The following is a 17820-nucleotide window of genomic DNA, read 5'->3' as shown; positions in this document are numbered from 1 at the left end:
GCGGCGCTGCGACGGTGTCGCGGCGCGGGCTGACGGGCGGAGGCGGAGCGTGGGTGCGGTCAGGGGTGGCCGGTCGGGGGAGAGCCCCGGCCGTGGGCGGCGAACGCCGCGTGGATGCGGTCGTCCGGGGCGTCGAGGGCGAGCAGCGCGGCCAGCAGGAGACGCGCCTTGAGCCCGTCGAGGTTGCCGGCGGGGACGAGTCCGGCGCCGAGCAGGTCGATCTCGCCGCCCGCGAAGCCGTACGTCGTCGTGAGCGTCGCACCGGCGCCGGTCCGCGACGCCAGCACGACCGGCATCTGCGCGGCGAGTGCGCGGACGGCGTCGATCGTGCGCTCGGCGACGTGCCCGCCGCCGAAGCCCTCGATGACCGCGCCGCGGTACCCGAGTCCGTCCAGGGTCGACAGGACCCGGCCGTCGTCGGCGAGGGTGACCCGGTGCAGGGCCACCGGAGGCAGCGGTGCGACGCGTGTGGTGAGCGCGGGCGCTCGGGACGCCGGAGCGTGGAAGACGGGCGAGCCCTCGGTGACCCGTCCGAGCGGACCGGAACCCGGTGAGGCGAAGGCACCGGTCGACGAGGTGTGCGTCTTGCGGACCGTCCCGGCGGCGTGCACCTCGTCGTCGAGCACGACGAGGACGCCACGTCCCACTGCTGCCGGTGCCGCGGCCACGCACACGGCCGCCAACAGGTTCGCCGGACCGTCCGCGCCGGGCGAGGAGGCGTGGCGCATCGCTCCGGTCACCACGAGGGGCTCGGGGCGGTCCCAGGCGAGGTCGAGCAGGTACGCGGTCTCCTCGATGGTGTCCGTGCCCTGCGACAGCACGACGCCCGAGGCTCCGGAGCCGACGGCGTCCCGCGCGGCATCGAGCGCTCGCTGCACGTCGTCGAAGTCGAGCGAGGGCGAGGGCACCATGCCGAGCTGGCGGGCCTCGACCCGTGCGACCTGCGCGATGGCCGGCACACCGGCGAGGAGGTCGCGGGCTGCGATCCGCGGGACGGCGCCGCAGTCGCGCGGATCGCCCGAGGTGACACTCGCGATGGTCCCGCCGAGGGCGAGGTACACGATCCGGGGGAGCGCGGGGTCCGTCACGGCAGGGTGTCCCTTCGTCGATCGACCGCGCGGGCGAGGCTGCGGTGTTCCCAGTCGGTGTCGTCACGCGGGTCGGCCCTGCGGACGCGGGTGGCGACGGCCGACCAGTCCGTGCGCCCGGCGCCGACCTGTTCGACCGCGTCCAGGACCCCGTCGACGCCCTGGGCCACGACGCGCTTGCCGGTCGGCCCGACGATCACGAGCCGCACGGTGCCCGGGACCTCGTGGACGCGGATCCGATCGTCCGCGAAGAGCCGGGTCGCCCAGGCGGCCAGCCGGAGCTGCGCCCGCTTGCGCGCCGCGGGGGTGTCCTCGACACCGGCGGCGTACCAGTCACGGTGCCCGCCGTTGCCGCCACATCCGCCGCACATCAGTACTCGCGTGGGCGCTCGGGCTGCGCGAACGGGAAGCGGACGCGGAAGTCGTCGGCGATCTCGTTCATCGTGACGAACCGGACGCCCTCGTGGCCCCCGATGTACTCGATGAGCCGCTCGATCATGAGCAGGACCTGCGGCCGGCCGGAGACGTCGGGGTGGATCGTGATCGGGAAGACGGCGTAGTCGAGTTCGCGGTACACCCAGTCGAACTGGTCCTTCCACATCTGCTCGACGTCGCGCGGGTTGACGAAGCCGTGGCTGTTCGGGCTCGACTTGATGAACATCATCGGGGGCAGGTCGTCGACGTACCAGTTCGCCGCGATCTCGACGAGGTCGATCTCGCTCCCGTGGACGAGCGGCGTCATCCACGTGTGCGGGTCCTGCGAGTAGTCGATCGGTGTCCACTGGTCGCCGACGATCGAGTAGTAGGGGACGAAGTCCTTGTGCTGCTGACTGTGGTCGTAGCTGAACCCGAACTTCTCCAGGAGCGTCGGCGTGTAGCTGCTCAGTTCCCACCACGGCGCGACGTAGCCCGTCGGCTGCTGACCCGTGAGTCGCGTGATCAGCTCGACCGAGCGCTCCATCACCGCGTCCTCCTGCGCCTCGGTCATCGCCACGGGGTTCTCGTGGCTGTACCCGTGCGCACCGATCTCGTGGCCGGCGTCGAACAGGGCCTTGCACTGGTCCGGGAAGGTCTCGAGCGAGTGGCCGGGGATGAACCAGGTCGCCGCGATGTCGGCGCGGTCGAACACCTTCTGCAGACGGGGGACGCCGGTCCGTCCGGCGAAGATCCCGCGCTGGATGTCCGAGGGGGAATCCGCCCCTCCGTAGGAGCCGAGCCAGCCTGCGACCGCGTCGATGTCGACGCCGAAGGACACGAAGATCTCTTTCACCATGGGACACCGTCTCTCGTCATTGCTGCAATTCGTGCAATCGTTTGCATTGACCGGAATCCTGACAGTCGACTGTTTCGATCGACGTCCGCCCGTGTAACCAGTGTGTTTCGGCTCGTCCGGGCTGTCGTCGGGCGAGGTGCCTGCAAACGTTCGCGCCGTCCGGTGTGACGACGATCTGTCACCTAGACTCGACGGATGGGCAGTACGAGCGACGACCCGGCCGGACACGGTCAGCAGGATCGTCGTGGTGACGTGAACCTCCAGGCCATCGCTGCGCTCGCCGGCGTGCACATCTCGACGGCGTCCCGCGTGCTCCGACAGGCGGAGCCGACCAAGGGGTGGAGCGCCTCGGCGCAGCGGGTGATCGCGGCGGCGGCCGAGCTCGGGTACCGCCCCAACCGACTCGCAGCATCGCTCCGGACCCGGCGGTCGAACACCATCGGCGTCGTGATGCCACGGCTCGCCGACACGGTCATCGCGACGATCTGCCAGTCCGTCGAGTCGGCCGCCCGATCTGCCGGGTACCAGCTGTTGCTCACGACGCCCCCGGACGACATGGGCGCGCAACTGGACGCGGTCGACTTCCTGCTCTCCCGACAGGTCGACGGCCTCATCGTCAGCTCGCTCCACCTGTCGTCCCCGAACCCTCGGCTGATGGACCTCCCCGTGCCGGTCATCGCGACGAACCGGCACCCCGGGGACTGGATGCCCGCCGTGGTCGGTGACGACGTCGAGGGCGGCCGGATGGCCACGGAACACCTGCTCGCGCTGGGGCACCGCCGCATCGGCGTCATCGCGGGTCCGCGCCACGCCAGCACCGCCGTGGAGCGGGTGGCCGGGTTCCGCCTGGCGCACGAGCAGCGCGACCTCGCCGTGGACGACGCGCTCGTCGTCCACAGCGACTTCGAGGTCGAGGGAGGTGTGGTCGGCGCGCACACGCTGCTCTCGCTGTCGGACCCGCCGACCGCGATCTTCGCCGTCAACGACACCGCGGCGATCGGCGTGATGGGCGCCGCGCGGCAACGCGGCCTCCGCGTGCCCGACGACCTGTCGATCGTCGGCTACAACGACATCTCGGTCGTGGCGCAGCTGCCCACGCCCATGACGACCGTGCACTCACCGACCGCGCTGATGGGCACCGTGGCCGTCGAGCGGCTGCTCGCGGCGATCGGCGACGGGGCACTGCAGGGAGCGACGCTCCCGGTCTCGCTCGTGGTGCGGTCGTCGACCGGACGTCCGGCGGGCTGATCCAGGACAGGGCGCTCTGACCGGACCACGCGAGCGGGTGCCCGAGCGGCGTCGCGGTATGGTCGCGGCATGGCAGAGCATCGACGCGGAGCGAACCTCCCGTCGATCGGCGGGTTCAACCGCACCGTGGTCCTGGACGCCGTCCGCCGATCGCCCGACGGCCTGAGTCGCGTCGAACTCGCCGCCCGCACCGGCCTGAGCGCGCAGACCGTGTCGAACGTCACCCGGTTCCTGATCGAGGCCGGCATGATCGTCGAGTCCGGCACCGTCGTGTCCGGCCGCGGCAAGCCCCGCACCATCCTGCGGCTCGAACCGGGCAGCCGGTACGCGGTCGGCGTGCACGTCGACCCGGCCGTCGTCACCTACGTGCTGCTCGACCTCGCCGGCACCGTCGTCGCCGCGTCCACGACCTCGACCCCCACCGCCGACGACCCGTCCGAGGTGGTGCGCACCATCGCCTCGGCCGTCGACGGGCTCGTCGCCGACGCCGGGGTGGCCGTCGACAGCGTGCTCGGCGTCGGGATCGCGAGCCCCGGACCCATCGACGTCGAGGCCGGCATCGTGGTCGACCCGCCGTTCCTGCCCCGGTGGCGGGACGTGCCGCTGCGCGATGCGCTCGCCGAGGCCACCGGCTACCCGGTCCTGCTCGAGAAGGACGTCACGGCAGCCGCGGTCGGCGAGATGTTCCTGGCGGGGGAGTCCTCGGCCCGGAACTTCGCGTTCGTGTACTTCGGCACCGGGTTCGGCGTCGGGCTCGTCGTCGACCACGAACCCGTGCGCGGGGTGGGGTCGAACGCGGGTGACGCCGGGCACATCATGGTCGACCAGGGGTCGCTCGCGGGCACCCCGGACGGCTCGGGCACGCGCGGCGAGGTCGGTGCAGCCGTCGCGCCGGACCGGCTGGTGCGGGTCGCGCGGTCGCGGGGGCTCGCGTTGTCCGGCGGGGCGGGTGCTGGTGCGGATGCTGGTGCGGATGCCGGGGGCACCGCCGACGCCGCCGACGCCGCCGATGTCGACGCCGTGAACGCCGCGTGGGACGAGCTCGCCGCGGCCATCGCGGCCGGGGACGACACCGCCGTCACGCTCGCGGCCGATGCCGGCACCGTCATGGGCAACGCCGTCGTCCTCATCGTGAACCTGCTCGACATCGACCGCGTGGTGTTCGGCGGCCCGTTCTGGTCACGCATCGCGAGCGCTGCCCTGCCGGCCGCGCGGACCGCCATCGTCGGGTCGCCGCTGCTCGTGCCGAAGCACGCCGTGCAGGTGGTGGAGAGCGACCGCGGTGCCGACGTCGCCGCCGTGGGTGCCGCCTGCCTGGTGCTCGACGCCGCGCTCTCGCCGCGGGCCAGCACCCTGCTCATCCGGCGCTGACGGCACGGCGCCGTCGCCCGGCGGTCTGCCCGGCCGGAGCACTCCGCCCCGGCCCGCTACGCTGCGATCCGACGCAGCCGCCAGGTGTGCGGGATCGGCGGGGGACACATGACGGACAGCACGGCCAGCGCGGACACCACGGACAGCGCGAACGACACGGACGGCACGATGGACCCGCGGTGGGCGAGGGTGCGCCCGCTCGTGTTCCGGACGATCATCGGCGCGGTCGTCGCCGCGGGCCTGGTCGGCATCGCCGCGGTGCTCCTCGGCGACTTCGGACGGGTCGCGGTGCAGCTGCTCCTGACGATCGTCGTGGTCGTCGTCTTCGCGCTGCTGTCCTGGTACGACGCCGACGTCTCGTCCAGGCGGTCCGGGATCTTCGCGTTCGCGAGCATCGCCACGTCGATGTACCTGCTCGTCGCCGGTCTGTACAAGGTGTGGATCGTGCCGACGGGCGTCTCCGGTGACGGCATCTGGTTCGTCCTGGAGCACTTCTGGCACTGGATCTGGCTCGTCGGCGTCGCCCGGGTGGCACTCCTGCACGTCCACCTGCTCCTCGTGATCCACCGGCGCTACCCGACGCCCGTCCTGCAGGTCGTCGCGAAGGCCACCGTCGGCGTCATCGCCCTGCTCGCACTGCTGCTCTCGATCCCGCTGCTCGCGCCGGACGTCGACTACGCCCGCGGCTACTGGCGGCTCGTCTGGGTGGTGGTGATCCTCGACCTGCTCGGAACCGTCGTGGTGCCCCTCAGCAACGCCCTGTTCCGTCCGCGAGCCACGCTGCCGTCGGCGACGTGGCCGGTGCCCGAGCAGCAGCCGGCGTGGAGCGCGACGCCGACGCCCGCCGCTCCCGCACCGGCACCCGATGTGCCGCTGCCGCCCGCTCCCGCGCCGTCGCCCACTCCCACACCCGAACCCGAACACGAAACGGTCGTCGCGTCCGACGGGCGTCGCTACGCGTCCCGTCCGTCGGCCTCCCGCGCCCTGGCCTGGCCCCGCTACGTCGACGGCACGCCCCTGCCCGCGCTGCCCGACGGGACGCCCGACTTCTCGGAGGTCACCGAGCGCTGACACCTCGAGCAACGAGTGTGCAGAAGACGTCGGGTTCGCAGTGCGGACCCGACGTCTTCTGCGCACCGGATGCGGTGAGCGCGACCGCAGGCCGGACGGGAGGCGCGGTGCGGGCCCGCACCGCGCCTCCCGTCCGCGCGCCGCGCGTCCAGGGCGCCGGGCGCGACCCGGGACACCGCCCGTTCACCCCGCGGCCACCGGCCGGTCGCGTGGATGCTGAACAGTCGTGCAGGTCTTCGCCCGCTCGCTCCCCCGAGAAGGACCCTGCATGCGCGCTCCCACCCTGCGCCCGCCCACCCTGCGCCCGCCAACACTCCGCATCGGCGCCGCCGTCGCGACCGCCCTGGTCGTCGCCGCCGGTGTCGTCACCGCCAGCCCGGCCCTCGCGGCCGTCGGTGACGACGACCCGGCAGTCGGCGCCGTCGCGGCGAACGGCCTCGTCGTCAACGAGGTCGAGTCGAACGGCGACGACACCGACTGGGTCGAGCTCAAGAACACCTCGGGCACCGCGATCGACCTGACCGGGTACGCGTTCCTCGACTCCGACAACTCGCACGACGCGTACGTGCTGCCCAGCGGCTCGACGATCGCCGCCGGCGGGTACTTCGTCGTCGACCAGCTGTCCGCGACCGCCCCCGGCTTCGACTTCGGGCTCGGCGGTGCGGACACCGCGCGCCTGTACGACCCCGCCGGCGACCTGGTGCTCCGGTACGCCTGGACGACCCACGCGGGTGTCACCTACGGCCGCTGCGCCGACGGTGTCGGGCCGCTCGTGGACACCACGGCCTCGACGAAGGGCACGGCGAACGACTGCTCCTCACCCGTGCGCATCAACGAGGTCGAGTCGCAGGACGGCACCCCCGGCGACTGGGTGGAGCTGACCAACACCGGCAGCACCACCGTCGACCTGGGCGGGTACGTGCTGCGCGACAGCGAGGACGACCACGCGTACACGATCCCCGCGGGCACGACCGTCGCGGCCGGGGGCTTCACCGTCCTCGACGAGGCGGCGTTCGGCTTCGGACTCGGCAAGGCGGACTCCGCGCGGCTGTTCGACACCCGCGGTGCGGTCGTCGACTCGACCTCGTGGACGGCGCACGCCGCCACCACGTACGGCCGCAACCCCGACGGCACCGGCGACTTCGCCGAGACGGCAGCACCCACGAAGGGCGCGGCAAACCGGTTCGCCGGCGTCGTCACCGCCGAGGCCTGGCCCGGCGGCCCGGACGAGACCGTCCTCGACGACGAGGGCACCTTCACCGGTGACCTGAGCGGCCTCGACTGGACGACCTCGGGGAGCTCGCGGGACGGGCAGCTCTGGGCCGTGCAGAACGGCGACGGCCTGCTCTACCACCTGACCTCGGACAGCGCGGGCGGCTGGGCGCCGTCGAACGCCGCGGGCACCGACCTGCGCTACGCCGACGGCACGGGCACCCCGGACGCCGAGGGCGTGACCGTCACGAGCGACGACCCCGGCGCCGTCTACGTGTCGACCGAGCGCAACAACGACGTGTCGAGCACGAGCCGCCCGTCGGTCCTGCGCTACGCCACGACCGACGGCTCCGAGGGCACCCTGCGGGCCACGGACGAGTGGAACCTCGCCGCGGACTTCCCCGGGCTCGGCGCGAACGCCGGGCTCGAGGGCGTCACCTGGATCCCGGACACCTGGCTCACCACGCACGGCTTTACCGACGAGCGCACCGGCGCCGCCTACGCACCGTCGCGCTACGCCGGACACGGCGAGGGGCTGTTCTTCGTCGGGGTCGAGGGCACCGCGAGCGTGTACGCCTACGCCCTGATGGACGACGGGGCCTCGGCGCGGGTCGCCACGATCGCGACCTCGCTCGCCGTCGTCGCCGACGTGCAGTTCGACCCGACGCTCGACGCGCTCTGGGTGGTCTGCGACGAGGTCTGCTCGGGTCGGACCGCGCTGTACGAGGTGACCGACGGGGCCTTCGCCGCTTCGACGCTGTACGAGGCGCCGTCGGCCGCCGACCGCACCCTCGCCAACGAGGGCTTCGCGATCTCGGGCGTCTGCACGGACGGGGAGCGCGCGACCTTCTACGCCGACGACAACGACACGGACGGGTTCTCGCTCCGTACGGGGACGTACCCGTGCGAGGGCGGCGACACCGACCCGGGCACGGAGCCCACGCCGACGCCGACGCCGACGCCGACCCCGACCCCGACCCCGGGTGGGACGCCCACCGCGGGTCCGACCCCGGGTCCCTCGGCTGCCCCGGTTGCTCCGGTGGCGCCGTCGGAGTCGTTGTTGACGGAGGGGAACCGTGGTGGGTTGTCGGCTCCGGCGACCGCTCGTGCGGGGGAGACGATCACGGTGACGGTCGGCACCGCGTCTGCCGGTGACGTCGTGAACGTGTGGTTGTTCTCGGAGCCGACCCTGATCGGCACGGCTGTGGTCGCTGCTGACGGGACGGTTCGTGTGACGATCCCGGCGGACACGGTGGCTGGTACGCACCGCCTGGCGGTGACGGCTGCTGACGGGAGCTTGATCGGGTGGACCCCGATCACGATCACCGTGGATGGGCAGCTCGCGTTCACGGGTGCTGCGGGGCTCGGTGCCGGTGCGCTGGTGGCGTTCCTGCTGCTCGCGGCGGGTGCGGGCGTGCTGATCGTGCGTCGCCGACGTCGGACTGCGGCTGCGGCTGCGGAGTAGTCCCCACGCCCCACGGGCGCACTTCGTGAGCAGGAATGGTCGGGTTCGCACAGCGGACCCGACCATTGCTGCTCACGATGCGCGGTGGGCGCGACCGCGCGACGGCCTGGAGGCGCGGTGCGGGGCCGCCCCGCGCCTCCAGGCCGGTGGGTGCGTGCGTTCAGTGCTCGGTGCCGTGCATGGTCTGGGTGTCGTCCTGACCGGGGATGGCGTCCTTCGTGGTCCAGCCGTACCAGCGGCCGTCGATCTCGGTGACCGCGCGGCCGTCGCCGCAGGTGACGAGGCCCTTGGTCGGGAGCTCCTCGGGCAGGAAGTCGGCGGTCATCGCCGTGCCGCCGTACGACTCGTCGAGCGGGGTGCAGTCGTCCACGTCGACGCCGTCCTTCGACGCGAACCCGATGACGTACCCGGGCTGCGAGACGTGGAGGCGCACGTCGATGTCCTTCGCGTCCTCCGGCACCCACTTCGGCATGAAGAAGGCCAGGTCCTCGGACTCCCCGGAGCGCGGGGCGTCGGAGTACGCGTCGAAGTGCCTCTGCGGGGTCTTGTTCGGCACGATGTCCTGGATCGCGCTGCAGCCGGCGGTCAGCAGCAGGGCGGACACCGCGGCGGTGGAGGCGAGGGCGATCCGGAGGGTGCGGCGGGCGGTGGTGGGGCGCGTGTCGGTGCTCATGGATCCAGTCTCACGACGGAGGCGACGCTGAAACATCACGTGCGCACCCGGAAGTGGTCGGGGGTTACCCCCACCCGGGCACCGCAGCACGTCTGGCCTGCCGAGGAGTACTCAGGAGCGCCCAGGTCGCCCCGGTAAGCAGGTTCGGTGCACCAGACGCAGCAGCCACCGGTCGGAGTCCCCTGGCACCAGGCCACCTTCCCCGCCTCGTTCTCGCGGTTCTGGCGGGGGTACGTCGTGTTCCGCGGTCGTGCCGCTCGTGCCGAGTTCTGGTGGTGGGCGCTGTGGTGGGCGATCATCTCCGCGGCGATCAACATCGTGTACGGCATCGGACTCGTCACGACGCCGCCGCCGATGCCGAGCCCGGAGGAAGCGCGCGTCCTCGACCAGGCGATGCAGTCCTTCAACCCGTTCCCGGTCTGGTGGTTCCTGCTCACGTCGATGCCCGTCTTCGCCCAGATCGCACTGGGGGTCTTCGTGGTCGTCGGGCTCGCGTCGCTGCTGCCCTGGATCGCCATCGCGATGCGGCGGCTCCACGACACGAACCGCTCCGGGTGGTGGGTCCTGCTCTCCTTCGTGCCCGCCGGCTACATCGTGCTCGCCGTGTTCCTCGCGCTGCCCTCGGAGCCACCCGCGGCGCCGCAGCAGTCCGGGCCACCCGTCGGTGATCGGCCCGCGCACCCGGTCGTGACGCCGCAGTAGCGTCGGGGCATGCAGCAGGAGATCCTCCGGTACACCGCGTTCGCCGCCGAGCCGGGCGGTGGCAACCCCGCCGGGCTCGTGCTCGACGCAGCCGGGCTGTCCGACGACCAGATGCTCGCGATTGCCGGGCAGGTCGGGTACCCCGAGACCGCCTTCGTCGTGGGTGCGACGTCGACCGGGCCGCGGGTCCGCTACTTCTCGCCGAGCGCCGAGGTGCCGTTCTGCGGGCACGCCACCGTCGCCCTGGCCGTCGCGCTGGCCGAGCGCGAGGGGCCGGGCCGCCGGGTGTTCACGACCCTGGCCGGCGAGGTCGCGCTCGACGCCACCCTGGGTGCGGACGGCTCGGTGCAGGTCGCGATGACGAGCGTCGAGCCGGCGACACGGGACATCGACCCGGCTCTGCTGGCGCGGCTGTTCGACCTGCTCGAGCTCTCGGCCGCGGACATCGCTCCGGGGTTCCCGGTGCTGGAGTCCTTCGCCGGCAACTGGCACCCGGTGCTCGTGCTACACGACCGCGAGCTGTTCCACCAGTTCCGGTTCGCGCCGGGGCCCCTGGCCGAGCTCAAACGCGAGGCCGGATGGGCGGGGACGGTCACGGTGCTGCACCGCACCGGCGACCGGGAGTACGAGGCGCGCAACCTGTTCCCCGCCGGGCGCATCACCGAGGACCCGGCGACGGGATCGGCAGCGGCGTCCACCGGGGCGTACCTGCGGCAGATCGGTGCAGTGCAGCCGGGCGACCGCATCACGATCCGGCAGGGGCGACACGTCGGGCGTCCGAGTCTGCTGCTCGTGGGCGTGCCCGAGGCCGGCGGGATCACGGTGACGGGGAGCGCGACCCCGATCTCCTGACGGACGTTCCTTCCCAGAACGCACGCGATGGGAAGCGGAATCGGGCGTACCTGGTCGAAACTTCCGACCCGGTACGCCCGATTCCGCCCGGTACGCCCGATTCGACCCGGTACGCCCGAATCCACTCCGTACGCCCGTTTCCGCTCGGTACGCCCGAATCGGCCCGAGAAACTCCTTGACAGGTTTAAGTCAATACGGTGGACTAATCCTGCGCGCGGGCGATGGTGCCCGCGGACATCACCCGTGCAAAGGAGCACCGATGAAACGCACCCGCATCATCGCCGGACTCGCAGCTGTGGCCGTGGCCGCAGTCGGTCTGGCTGGCTGCTCGAGCTCGGGGTCCGCCTCGAGCGACACGATCAAGATCGCGTACCAGAAGTTCGGTGCCTTCCAGCAGCTCGACGCCCAGATGAAGGTCGTCAAGAAGCAGTACGAGAAGGACAACCCCGGCAAGAAGGTCACCCTCGTGCCCATCCAGGCACAGGGCAACGACTACTACACGAAGCTCGCGCTCATGAACAAGGCGCCGGCCACCGCCCCGGACGTCATGTACGAGGACACGTTCCTCGTCAAGGCCGATGCCGAGGCGGGCTACCTGCTGCCACTCGACAAGTACACGGACAAGTGGGACGAGTGGGACCAGTTCTTCGACAACGCCAAGCAGGCCGGGCAGGGTGACGACGGCAAGATCTACGGCGTCCCGATGGGCACCGACACCCGAGCCCTCTGGTACAACAAGGACATCTTCAAGAAGGCCGGGCTCGACGTCCCGTGGAAGCCGAAGACGTGGGACGACGTGCTCGCGGCGGCGAAGACCATCAAGGAGAAGCAGCCCGACGTCATCCCGTTCAACATCTACTCGGGCAAGGCGCAGGGCGAAGCCTCGACCATGCAGGGCTTCGAGATGCTCCTGTACGGCGCCGACGGCTCCGGCAACACCCTGTACAAGGACAAGAAGTGGGTCACCGGCTCGAAGCAGTTCGAGGACTCGCTCAAGTTCGTGAAGGACGTCTACCAGGGCGGCCTCGGCCCGACACCGCAGCAGGCGCTCGACACGAACGTCGGCACGACCATCGCCCAGACGTGGCTGCCGAAGGGCAAGCTCGCGATCGACCTGGACGGTTCGTGGCAGTCCGGCACGTGGCTCAAGTCCGGCACCGCGCCGTGGCCCGAGTGGAACGACGTGATGGGCCAGGCACCCATGCCGACCCAGAACGGGCAGGCTCCCGGCTACAACTCGATGTCCGGCGGCTGGACCCTGGCGGTCGGCGCGAAGTCGAAGAACCCGCAGGCGGCGTTCGACTTCATCACGAGCTTCCTCGACAAGGACGGTTCGCTGAAGTACGACACCGAGAACAGCCAGATCGCCGTCCGGAAGGACGTCGCGGACGACCCGGCCTACACGGCGGCGAACCCGACGTTCAAGTTCTTCTCGGGGCTGGTGGAGAACACCAACTTCCGCCCGGCGACGAGTGACTACTCGCAGGTGTCCAACGCGATCCAGGTCGCGATGGAAGCGGTCATGACCGGTCAGCAGTCGCCGAAGGACGCGGCTGCCGCCTACGACAAGGCCGTCACGCAGGTGGTCGGCAAGGAGAACACCGTCTCCGCTGGTTGACGGACGTCACCCACTGACGGACTGGAGGCGCGGGGCGGTCCCGCACCGCGCCTCCCGTCCGCTCTTCCCCACCTTCGGAACCCCTCCGCACCCGGAAGGCACCCATCGTGTCCAGCACCCCCCTCGCGCCGACGCTGTCGGCGCCCGGTGCGCCGAAGCGCACCGATCCACCCGTGCCGCGCAAGCGGCGACCACTGCGGAACGTCGGACGAGCGGTTCCGCTCCTGCCCGCCCTGGTCCTCCTCGTCATCTTCCTGCTCGGCCCCGTCATCTCGTCGTTCTACGGGTCGTTCACCAACTCGGCCCTGACCGGTGCCAGCGCGGCCGACCAGCAGTTCGTCGGCTTCCAGAACTACGTCGAGCTGTTCCAGGACCCGGACTTCCCGAAGTCCGTCATCCTGACGGTCGTCTTCCTGCTGGCCTCGGCCGTGGTGGGACAGAACGTGCTCGGCCTCGGACTGGCCCTGCTGATGCGCTCGGCGAACAAGGCCGTCCGGGCGATCGTCGGCACCTTCGTGGTGGCCGCGTGGGTCCTGCCCGAGATCGTGGCGTCGTTCGCGGCGTACGCGTTCTTCAACGACGAGGGGACGCTCAACACGTTCCTCGCGTCGATCGGGATCACCGGCGCGAACTGGCTCTACACGTACCCGATGCTCGCCGTGATCCTGGCGAACATCTGGCGCGGCACCGCGTTCTCGATGCTCGTCTACTCGGCCGCCGTGCAGGAGGTCCCCGAGGAGATCACCGAGTCCGCCGAGGTCGACGGAGCCACCGGCTGGCAGCGGCTCGTCTACATCACGCTCCCGGTGATCCGCCGGAGCATCTCGACGAACCTCATGCTCACGACGCTGCAGACCCTGTCGGTCTTCACGCTGATCTTCGTGATGACCGGCGGCGGCCCGGGCACGAACTCGTCGACCCTGCCGATCCTGGCGTACCAGGAGGCGTTCAAGTTCTCGCAGCTCGGCTTCGGGACGGCGATCGCGACCATCCTGCTCGTGGTGGGGGCGGTCTTCTCGATCATCTACATCCGGGCCCTCAAGCCGGAGGTGGACTGATGGCCATGACAGCCCCGTCCCTCGACCAGACCACGACCCGCTCGGTGACCGCACCGGGGTCGATGCACATGACGTCCCCGCGCGGCCGCACCATGCGGTGGGTGTCGAACGTCGTGCTGCTCGTCATCGCGGTGTGCTTCGCGGTGCCGCTGCTCTGGCTCGTGCTCGCCTCGTTCGACACCCAGGCGTCGCTGTCGGTGAAGCTGCCCTCGCAGTTCACGCTCGACAACTTCGCGAAGGTGCTCACCCCCGAGCTGTCGTTCATCCCGCTCGCGAACAGCCTGCTGCTCTCCGGCGGCACCGCGGTCGTCACGGTGGTGTTCGCGCTGCTCGCCGCGTACCCGCTGTCCCGGTACAAGATGCGCGTCAACAAGCCGTTCCTGTACAGCATCCTGTTCGGTACCGGCCTGCCGATCACCGCGATGATGGTGCCCGTCTACGCACTGTTCGTTTCGCTCAACCTGATCGACAACGTGTGGGGCTGCATCTTCTTCCTCGCCGCCACGTCGCTGCCGATGGCGATCTGGATGGCGAAGAACTTCATGGACTCGGTGCCGATCTCGCTCGAAGAGGCGGCGTGGACCGACGGTGCCTCGATGCTCACCACGCTGACCCGCATCGTGATCCCGCTCATGCGTCCGGGCATCGCGGTCGTGTTCATCTTCGTGTTCATCCAGGCGTGGGGGAACTTCTTCGTCCCGTTCGTCCTGCTGCTCTCGCCCGAGAAGGTGCCCGCCGCGGTGAGCATCTTCAACTTCTTCGGGCAGAACGGGGCGGTGGCGTACGGCCAGCTCGCCGCGTTCTCGATCGTCTACTCCGTGCCCGTCATCGCCCTCTACGTGATCGTGTCCCGAGGCCTCGGCGGCGGCAACGCCCTCGCCGGCGGCATCAAGGGCTGATCCGCCGGTCCACGCCGGCACACTCTCGAAAGGAAGCACATGCACCAGGACGAACCGCTCGTCGAGGCCCGGATCGCCCGCCTCGTGCGCGACCGTGTCGACCCCGCCGTCCTCCGTCGCTCGGCGCCGGTGACGATCGAGGCGTGGGAGGTGCCGGGCGAACCGGTGCCGTTCGACGCCGCCGTGGGCGAGACGTACACACCGTTCACGGTGGGGTCGCACTGGGGCGGACGCCCGTGGGGCACGACGTGGTTCCGGGTGACCGGTACCGTGCCGGCGGACTTCGGCACCGCGCCGGGGACCACGGCCGAGCTCCTCGTCGACCTGGGGTTCACCAAGCGGCAGCCCGGGTTCCAGGCCGAGGGACTCGCGTTCCGCGCCGACGGCTCCACGATCAAGGCGATCGAGCCGCGGAACGACACCGTGCCGCTCGAGGTCGGCCCGGGGGAGTCCTTCGAGCTCTGGATCGAGGCCGGGGCGAACCCGGACATCGGCGGCGACTCGTTCCAGGGTGCGACGCCGCTCGGCTCGCGCTCCACCGCCGGTGACGACCCGATCTACCGCCTGAAGGCCCTTGAGGTCGTCGAGCGCGACGACACCGTGTGGGAACTGCAGCAGGACCTCTGGGTGCTGCGCGGGCTGATGGCCGAGCTCCCCACCGACGGCACCCGCGGCGCCGACATCCTGCGGGCACTCGAACGCGCCGCCGATGCACTCGACCCGGACGACGTCGCCGGCACCGCCGCGGACGCCCGGCAGGTCCTGGCGCCCGTGCTCGCCGTCCCCGCCAGCCCCGCCGCCCACCGCGCGATCGCCGTCGGGCACGCCCACATCGACTCCGCCTGGCTGTGGCCCGTGCGCGAGACGAAGCGCAAGTGCGCCAGGACGTTCTCGAACGTGCTCGACCTGATGGACCGCGACCCCGACTTCACCTTCGCCTGCTCGTCCGCGCAGCAGTACGCGTGGATCCGCGACGAGTACCCGTCCATCTGGACCCGCATCAAGCAGCGGGTCGCCGAAGGGCGGTGGATCCCGGTCGGCGGCATGTGGGTCGAGTCGGACACCAACCTGCCCGGCGGTGAGGCCCTGGCCCGCCAGTTCGTCGCCGGCAAGCGCTTCTTCCTCGAGGAGTTCGGCATCGACACCCCCGAGGCCTGGCTCCCCGACTCGTTCGGCTACTCGGGCGCCCTGCCGCAGATCGTCCGCGCCGCCGGGTCGAAGTGGTTCGTCACGCAGAAGCCGTCGTGGAACGAGACGAACGTCATCCCGCACACCTCGTTCCACTGGGAGGGCATCGACGGCTCGCGCGTCCTGACGCACCTGCCCCCGGCCGACACCTACAACTCCGACGTCTCGCCCGCCGACCTGCGCCGCGGCGAACGGAACAACAAGGAACGCGGCACCGCGAACACCTCGATGCTGCTGTACGGCTTCGGCGACGGCGGTGGCGGTCCCACCCGCGAGATGGTCGGCGCCGCACACCGCCAGCACGACCTCGACGGTTCGCCCCACGTCACGCTCGGCACGCCGGCGCAGGTGTTCGAGCAGCTCGAAGCCGAGCTACCGACACCCGGGGTCTGGTCGGGGGAGATGTACCTCGAGTTCCACCGCGGCACCTACACGTCGCAGATCCGCACGAAGCAGGGCAACCGCCGCTCCGAGCACCTGCTCCGCGAGGCCGAGCTCTGGGCAGCGACGGCGGCGGTCCGGCTCGGCAGCGAGTACCCGTACGCCGAACTCGAGGACGCCTGGCACACCGTCCTGCTGCAGCAGTTCCACGACATCCTGCCCGGGTCCTCGATCGCGTGGGTGTACGAGAACGCCGAGGAGCAGTACGCCCGGGTCGCCGAGGTGCTCGAGGGGCTGATCGGGAGCGCGACGACGGCACTCGCCGGCGCAGCCGACGACGCCGCGTCGGTCGTGCGCTTCAACGCCTCGCCGGTCGCGGCGGGGGACGTGACCGCCCTGGCAGGTTCGGTCGTCCACGCGCCGCGACCCGTGCCTCCCGTCCGGAGCGGCGACCGCTTCGTCTTCGACACCGGCGTCGTCACCGCGACCATCGACGCTGCCGGCCACGTCGTCTCGTTCGTCGACCACGCCACCGGACGCGACGCGATCGCACCAGGCGCTGCGGCGGCGGAGTACACGGTCTTCCGGGACACCCCGAACCAGTGGGAGGCGTGGGACATCGACCGCGCCTACCAGCGCAACGGCACGGTGCTGTCGGCGTCGTCGGTCGCGATCGCGGGCGACGAGCTCGTCGTCGAACGGTCCTTCGGGTCGTCGACGCTCACCACGCGCTACTCCGCCGTGCAGGGCGAACCGGAGCTGACCGTCGAGACCGAGGTCGACTGGCACGAGCACCAGAAGCTGCTGAAGCTCGCGTTCCCGATCGACGTGCTCGCGTCGTCGGCCTCGAGCGAGATCCAGTTCGGGCACATCGACCGGCCGACGCACCAGAACACCTCGTGGGACCACGCCCGCTTCGAGACCTCGGCACACCGCTGGGTGCACGTCGCGGAGCCCGGGTTCGGCGTCGCGGTGGCGAACGACTCGACCTACGGCCACGACATCACGCGCGAGACCCGGCCGGACGGCGGGATCACCACGCTCGTGCGGGAGTCGCTGCTGCGCGGGCCGACGTTCCCGGACCCGAACGCCGACCAGGGGCACCACGTGTTCCGGACGGTGCTGCGGATCGGGGCCTCGGTACTCGACGCCGCCGACTCCGGGTACCGGCTGAACCTGCCGGTGCGGAGCGTGCCCGGGTCGGCCGAGGTCGCGCCGCTCGTCACGGTGTCGTCGCCGCAGGTGTTCGTCGAGGCCGTCAAGCTCGCCGAGGACCGCTCCGGAGACGTCGTCGTGCGCCTGTACGAGGGGCTCGGGGGCCGGGCGACGGACGTCGGGGTCGCCTTCGGGTTCGACGTCGCGTCGGTGTCGCAGGTCGACCTGCTCGAACGGCCGCTGGAGCGTTCGTGGTCGGCTGGGGAGCCGGTCGTGCTGACCCTGCGTCCGTTCGAGATCGTGACGCTGCGCGTGCGTCGGGCCTGAGGCAGCGGGCCCGGCGTTCGGTCGGGGAGAGACCGCGGCGCCGGACGGGACACGGGTGCGTTCCGTCCGGCGCCGTGTTGCGTGTGGGTGGGGTGCGGGTGCGGGTGGGGTGCGGGCGCGGGCCGGGCCGGGTGGAATCGGGCGTAGCTGGTCGAATCGGGCGTACCTGGTCGGAACTTTCGGCCAGGTATGCCCGATTCCATTTGGCATCGCGGCCGTTCTGGGAAGGAACGTCTCCC

14 protein-coding genes are annotated in these 17820 nt (G+C 71.2%); 10 read left to right on the top strand and 4 right to left on the bottom strand.

Annotated features, from left to right (window positions below; all coding sequences use genetic code 11):
- Window positions 1-59 precede the first annotated feature (59 nt).
- The 3 genes from DEJ08_RS16445 to DEJ08_RS16435 are packed head-to-tail and all read right to left on the bottom strand — an operon-like array spanning window position 60 to window position 2361.
- A complete protein-coding gene (locus DEJ08_RS16445; protein WP_111054124.1) occupies window positions 60-1088 on the bottom strand; it encodes an asparaginase in 1029 nt (342 codons plus the stop codon).
- The gene (locus DEJ08_RS16440; protein ID WP_071404676.1) at window positions 1085-1459 is read right to left on the bottom strand and encodes a hypothetical protein; all 375 of its coding nucleotides are present in this window, start codon (window positions 1457-1459) and stop codon (window positions 1085-1087) included. The genes DEJ08_RS16445 and DEJ08_RS16440 overlap by 4 nt, the downstream gene beginning before the upstream one ends.
- The gene (locus tag DEJ08_RS16435) at window positions 1459-2361 is read right to left on the bottom strand and encodes a polysaccharide deacetylase family protein (protein ID WP_111024790.1); all 903 of its coding nucleotides are present in this window, start codon (window positions 2359-2361) and stop codon (window positions 1459-1461) included. Before DEJ08_RS16435 ends, DEJ08_RS16440 begins: the two co-directional genes overlap by 1 nt.
- A gap of 195 nt (window positions 2362-2556) precedes the next feature.
- Here DEJ08_RS16435 and DEJ08_RS16430 point away from each other — a divergent pair, with 195 nt between their 5' ends.
- The 4 genes from DEJ08_RS16430 (at window position 2557) to DEJ08_RS16415 (ending at window position 8728) form a co-directional block, all read left to right on the top strand.
- Window positions 2557-3609, top strand: a complete 1053-nt coding sequence (locus DEJ08_RS16430) for a LacI family DNA-binding transcriptional regulator (protein ID WP_084740744.1) — start codon at window positions 2557-2559, stop codon at window positions 3607-3609.
- A gap of 69 nt (window positions 3610-3678) precedes the next feature.
- Window positions 3679-4980 carry an ROK family transcriptional regulator gene (locus DEJ08_RS16425; protein ID WP_111054123.1) on the top strand — a complete coding sequence of 434 codons (1302 nt, stop codon included), beginning with the start codon at window positions 3679-3681 and terminating at the stop codon, window positions 4978-4980.
- A gap of 108 nt (window positions 4981-5088) precedes the next feature.
- On the top strand, window positions 5089-6051 hold the full coding sequence (locus DEJ08_RS16420) for a hypothetical protein (RefSeq protein WP_146248458.1): 963 nt from the start codon (window positions 5089-5091) through the stop codon (window positions 6049-6051).
- 268 nt (window positions 6052-6319) lie between these two features.
- The gene (locus DEJ08_RS16415; RefSeq protein ID WP_111054121.1) at window positions 6320-8728 is read left to right on the top strand and encodes a lamin tail domain-containing protein; all 2409 of its coding nucleotides are present in this window, start codon (window positions 6320-6322) and stop codon (window positions 8726-8728) included.
- A gap of 160 nt (window positions 8729-8888) precedes the next feature.
- On the opposite strand, the gene DEJ08_RS16410 is transcribed toward DEJ08_RS16415, so the two are convergent.
- Complete coding sequence (locus DEJ08_RS16410) at window positions 8889-9401, bottom strand: hypothetical protein (RefSeq protein ID WP_181438944.1); 513 nt, start codon at window positions 9399-9401, stop codon at window positions 8889-8891.
- A gap of 147 nt (window positions 9402-9548) precedes the next feature.
- On the opposite strand from DEJ08_RS16410, the gene DEJ08_RS16405 reads away from it, so the two are divergent.
- The 6 genes from DEJ08_RS16405 to DEJ08_RS16380 all read left to right on the top strand — a co-directional run bounded on the left by DEJ08_RS16405 (window position 9549) and on the right by DEJ08_RS16380 (window position 17581).
- Window positions 9549-10103 carry a DUF805 domain-containing protein gene (locus DEJ08_RS16405; RefSeq protein WP_111054119.1) on the top strand — a complete coding sequence of 185 codons (555 nt, stop codon included), beginning with the start codon at window positions 9549-9551 and terminating at the stop codon, window positions 10101-10103.
- Between the two features lie 9 nt (window positions 10104-10112).
- Entirely contained in the window at window positions 10113-10955 is an 843-nt protein-coding gene (locus tag DEJ08_RS16400) for a PhzF family phenazine biosynthesis protein (protein WP_111054118.1), read from the top strand.
- 259 nt (window positions 10956-11214) lie between these two features.
- Window positions 11215-12573: an extracellular solute-binding protein gene (locus DEJ08_RS16395; RefSeq protein ID WP_071404684.1), complete on the top strand. Its 1359-nt coding sequence runs from the start codon at window positions 11215-11217 to the stop codon at window positions 12571-12573.
- A gap of 107 nt (window positions 12574-12680) precedes the next feature.
- On the top strand, window positions 12681-13631 hold the full coding sequence (locus DEJ08_RS16390) for a carbohydrate ABC transporter permease (protein ID WP_110894824.1): 951 nt from the start codon (window positions 12681-12683) through the stop codon (window positions 13629-13631).
- Between the two features lie 5 nt (window positions 13632-13636).
- Window positions 13637-14530, top strand: a complete 894-nt coding sequence (locus DEJ08_RS16385) for a carbohydrate ABC transporter permease (RefSeq protein ID WP_371830315.1) — start codon at window positions 13637-13639, stop codon at window positions 14528-14530.
- 39 nt (window positions 14531-14569) lie between these two features.
- Entirely contained in the window at window positions 14570-17581 is a 3012-nt protein-coding gene (locus DEJ08_RS16380; protein ID WP_111054117.1) for an alpha-mannosidase, read from the top strand.
- Window positions 17582-17820 lie beyond the last annotated feature (239 nt).

The organism is Curtobacterium sp. MCLR17_054, assembly GCF_003234335.2.
Taxonomy (GTDB): domain Bacteria; phylum Actinomycetota; class Actinomycetes; order Actinomycetales; family Microbacteriaceae; genus Curtobacterium; species Curtobacterium flaccumfaciens.
The sequence above is the reverse complement of the archived record's forward strand: the minus strand, read 5'-3'. Positions and strand labels throughout refer to the sequence as shown.